At 60.2% G+C, this 4,159-nt stretch carries 6 protein-coding genes; 5 read left to right on the forward strand and 1 reads right to left on the reverse strand.

The annotated features are described in order from the left end of the window. Nucleotides 1-443 precede the first annotated feature (443 nt). On the reverse strand, nucleotides 444-689 hold the full coding sequence (locus tag E8D38_RS27160; protein ID WP_140637401.1) for a hypothetical protein: 246 nt from the start codon (nucleotides 687-689) through the stop codon (nucleotides 444-446). Between the two features lie 12 nt (nucleotides 690-701). Here E8D38_RS27160 and E8D38_RS27165 point away from each other — a divergent pair, with 12 nt between their 5' ends. From E8D38_RS27165 to E8D38_RS29575, 5 genes are all read left to right on the forward strand, one after another. Continuing rightward, nucleotides 702-1,061, forward strand: a complete 360-nt coding sequence (locus E8D38_RS27165) for a Rap1a/Tai family immunity protein (protein ID WP_140637402.1) — start codon at nucleotides 702-704, stop codon at nucleotides 1,059-1,061. Between the two features lie 723 nt (nucleotides 1,062-1,784). Next, entirely contained in the window at nucleotides 1,785-2,000 is a 216-nt protein-coding gene (locus E8D38_RS27170) for a hypothetical protein (protein WP_140637403.1), read from the forward strand. Nucleotides 2,001-2,248: 248 nt separating this feature from the next. Further along, nucleotides 2,249-2,527 carry a DUF3592 domain-containing protein gene (locus E8D38_RS29570; protein ID WP_425462825.1) on the forward strand — a complete coding sequence of 93 codons (279 nt, stop codon included), beginning with the start codon at nucleotides 2,249-2,251 and terminating at the stop codon, nucleotides 2,525-2,527. A gap of 76 nt (nucleotides 2,528-2,603) precedes the next feature. Next, entirely contained in the window at nucleotides 2,604-3,014 is a 411-nt protein-coding gene (locus E8D38_RS27180) for a hypothetical protein (RefSeq protein WP_140637405.1), read from the forward strand. Between the two features lie 528 nt (nucleotides 3,015-3,542). Continuing rightward, complete coding sequence (locus E8D38_RS29575) at nucleotides 3,543-3,986, forward strand: DUF4826 family protein (protein WP_140637407.1); 444 nt, start codon at nucleotides 3,543-3,545, stop codon at nucleotides 3,984-3,986. Nucleotides 3,987-4,159 lie beyond the last annotated feature (173 nt).

Here is a 4,159-nt window from a genome sequence, read left to right on the forward strand (position 1 = left end):
GGGAAGGCCACGAGATTGTCGTTCGACTACCACCTTCGGAAGGCGAAGCAGGCACATGCGTGGTTCGCATTGGCGAGAAGAAGGGGGGCCTTCAACTCAGCAGCGATCCGTTCGAATCATGTTCCCGCTACTGCGGAGCCCGCGCATCGCTCGACGCAGAGGGCCTTCGTTCCACAAAGCGTCCTCGCCGGAAATGACGGCTAACCCCTCCATCGAGCGGACACACAACGGCGGGTCGCAGTTGCGCGCTTCGGCCACTCTGGCGGCGCCGTTGTGCGCCGCTCATGTCGAACGTTATGCGCCCCGCTTTTCTGTTGGCTGAGTTTGCAGGTATGGCTGCGCGCGCTGGCTGCTGCGAGGTGGCGCGCACGCGAGGTGAAGGTATTGGTACCTCGGGGCGCTGCTACCGCGCGCGGGGCCGGTCTGAGGTGTCGCGTGTGAGGCTAGCCACCACCGCTGCGCACCACCAGGCGTTGCAGCGAGGTGTTTGCCGCAGTGCCGGTGAGTTGCAGCAGGTCCTTGGCAGTTGTGAGGCCGTAGCAGCAAAGCAGCGTGCGGTCGCCAGCGCTGCGTTCACAGAGGCTCGCGCCTTGGGTATCGTTCGTGGGGTGCAGCCGCAGTGCCTTCGGGCTTGGCTGCGCATAACCCGTCGTTGCAGCGGACAGCCTTCGGCTGCCGCTGAACTCCAACGTTAGGCGCCTATGAACCACCGTCGCTGTGTTATCGGCCTGTGCGTGGCATGCGTCTTCGGCGCGGCGAATGCCGCACCCAAAACACCGGTCTCCATCAAGAGCGGCTTCCACACTGGGAGTTCGTTTCGCGAGCTCAGCTCAGTCGCAAAGCGCAGCTATGTTGCGGGGTTTGTCGATGGCGCACTTGTCGCGCCGCTCCTCGATGCACCGAAGGGCGAGATACGTTGGCTCGAACGCTGCGTAACCGGAATGACGGATGATCAGCTCGTCGCAATCGTGGAAAAGTGGTTGTCCGAGAACCCGGTGCGGTGGCATGAAAGCATGAACATCCTGGCTTTCGTCGCTCTCAAGGAAGGCTGCACGAAGTGAAGGCGCCTAACCCCTCCATCGAGCGGACACACGACGGCGTGGCACAGTGGCGCGCTTCGGAGGCACTCGTTGCGCCGTCGTGTGCCGCTCATGTCGAACGTTAGGCGTCGTACTTCTATGCCGGCTCAGACTACGTACAACGCTGAAAACATCATCCCCTCGTCGCTGCGAGACGGGTGGTCATTGGGGTACATCGGCATCCCGTGGCCAGGCCCTTGGCCAAAGCGGAGCGGGGACCTGTTCGTTTCCGATCCGGAGGGTTGGCAAGCCGGCATCGCGTGGGAGAGTCACGGTCCCGAGATCCAGGCAATAGCAGGCCCATCCGAAGGGCGGTGGGGGGTCTTTCACGTGCTGTTTCGCATACCTGTCATGTCCGAGCACGATCTGGTGCGCAACTTTCACGAGGTACTTCCGCTGCTCAAGGCGGAGCGGGAGAAGGTTGGAAAGAGGGTCTCCCATGAAGCAGGCGACGCCTAACCCCTCCATCGAGCGGACGTGCCTTCGGCACGCCGCTCATGTCGAACGTTAGAGCCCATACCCATGAGTGCCACCGTTTGCTGTTTCTGCGCTAGGCCCGTCGCCGGCGAGGCGCCTGTCGAAATCGCAGCGCCAGTCGAAGACGGCTCAACCCAAGCGCTCTGGGCTCATGCGAGTTGTCTTGGCGCGAAGCTTCATCCTGAGGCTCCAACACTGTTGCCTTCCGAGCCAAGTGACTCGCCGTGCATGAGCAAGGAGCAAGCTTACGCAGCCATGTTTGCGTTCTTGGAACAGCAGTTCGAACTGTCGCAGTCCGAGGAACTCGGCTCCCTGCTCGGCTCCATGGCTCTCTTGCCCGACGGCGACCCTGCCGATCCTGCTGTAAAGGCTCAGTGGGTGCGTGCTGCGGCAGCTGCCATGCAAGGTCAAGCAGGCGCTGATCTCAAGGTCATAAAGCGGTAGCGCACCAAATGGGCTCTAACCCCTCCATCGAGCGGACGGCTTCCAGCGTGCTTCGCACGCTTCCAGCCGCCGCTCATGTCGAACGTTAGGCCTCACAGTTGAATCGCCGCATCGTCGCTATCGCCCTTTCAATTGCCGTAGTCGCGATCATTGGGGCATCCCTTGCTCCTCTCCTTCTGGAGCCTCGAGTTGCGCAATGCGCCCGCCTCAGTACGCCGGTGCGGTTTATCCGAATTGATAGCCGCCAAGTGCAAGTAGGTAGAAGCACCCGCCAGTTCCCAGTTGTTGAATACAGCTACGTTGTCTCCGGCAAGAGGTACACCAGCACAAGAATCTTTTGCGCAACAGACGGCGACGTCACCGTGAACTGGTCTAAGGTCAACAGCTTTGTACAAGATGCCAACAATGGGGCTGAAGTTCTGGCATGGTTTCCGCCCTCTGCGCCCGAGTCATCGTGCATCTCTATCAATGCGGAGTTCGGGTACTCCGTTGCATCAAACACATCTTCTCAGTGTCGGGCAAAGTGATGCCTAACCCTTCCATCGAGAGGACCCGCCCCGGCAAGCCGGGTCGGGCCTCTCATGTCAAACGTTAGGCGCCCCTATGGCCGCAGCCCTGTATCTCATCGATCCCGCCAATCCTCAAGTGGCACTCCGAGACATTGCCCCAGTCGTTCTTGACTCGGACGGGTACTACTGGTTCTTATATCGATACTTCGAGTCGGCAAATCTTGAACGCCACAAGGGCGAACTGATTGATCTCTATGGTGGTGGTGTCATAGAGGGGTACCAGCTTCACCGCTTCGAGACTGAGCTTCAGCAAGCGCTGGCAGAAGTGAACCACAAGCCCGACTCATGGCAAGTGTTGGTGGGCTGGAAAGGTGAGAGCATGTCTGTCGAAACTGAGGAGTGGCGCACCGTGGAACGGCAGAAGCTCATTCAGCTAATCGAATCGCTCCTTGCACTAGTGCACGGGAGTTCTAATTCACGAAAGCTGGTGTGCGATGGCGACTGAGGCGCCTAACCCCTCCATCGAGCGGACAGCCACAAGCACGCTCCGCGTGCTTGCGTCTGCCGCTCATGTCGAACGTTAGGCCCTGTACGCACTTGGTGAGCACCTTGAGTCTTGTGCTTCTTCTCTTGGGTTCAATCGCGGGGTTCGCGTGGGCCATTCTCGGAATTTGTGCGCTGAAGTACTTGCCCAGCGCCTCGGAGCATGACCGTGTCTATGGCTGGTCACTCTGGTGGTTCGTGGGGGAGTCACGCTACGTTGGGCGCGGCAAGCACCTTTGCCAGCTTGGCTGGCTTGCATTCATCGTGGCCCTTGCCTCCTGGCTAGGCTGGGCTTTGCTGGGGTCAGCATGAGAACTGCAACAGCACGCGCTAGCGCATTTCTGTGGCAGTCAGTCACACCCGTTGGTGGGTGTTCGCGCGCTTGGGGATCCGCTTTAGGCTGCTGGCCTAACCCCTCCATCGAGCGGACGCCCTCCGGCATGCTTCGCATGCCTACGGTCACCGCTCATGTCGAACGTTAGAGGGCAACGTGCTCGACTACGAAGATTCGGAAGTTGACGCCCGATGGTGCTCTGAGCGAAGGGCTGAAGTAGTTGCCTATCTGCATGCGGAAGGCTTACGTCATGGCGGTATCGGGGACTGTCCGGCATGGCACTTGGCACCCTTTGTCTCTATCTGGGCAGTTCAGAGCTTGGCGAAGCCAGGTCGCGTGGGGTGGTGGGCCATTTGCGGGGACCTACCGTGCGACTATGTTTCGTCCAAAGACGCAGAGCATCCAAGAGAAGCAATGCGAGCAATCGCTATGCGCTGGGCTGATGCAGCGGCGCGTATGTTGCGCGGTGATCAGTTGCCTCACTACAGCATTGGTCCGCCTGAGGAGAGTGCGAGTCTTGCTCCTATGCTTCATGCGCGTGCGGAGCTACTCACTGACATGGCGAGCGATGAGTCGCTATGGGAAGAAGATGCCCTCTAACCCCTCCATCGAGCGGACGCCCTCCGGCATGCTGCGCATGCCTACGGTCGCCGCTCATGTCGAACGTTATGCGCCGGTGCTTTTGGTCCATGAATAGCAGTTCGTCATTGGCAAGGCATGTAGTTCGCAGCGGCACCTTGCCCGCCGCGCGGTCGTGGTCGTGTGCGGCTCGC

Source organism: Methylibium rhizosphaerae, assembly GCF_006386545.1.
GTDB classification, from domain to species: Bacteria; Pseudomonadota; Gammaproteobacteria; order Burkholderiales; family Burkholderiaceae_C; genus Pseudorivibacter; species Pseudorivibacter rhizosphaerae.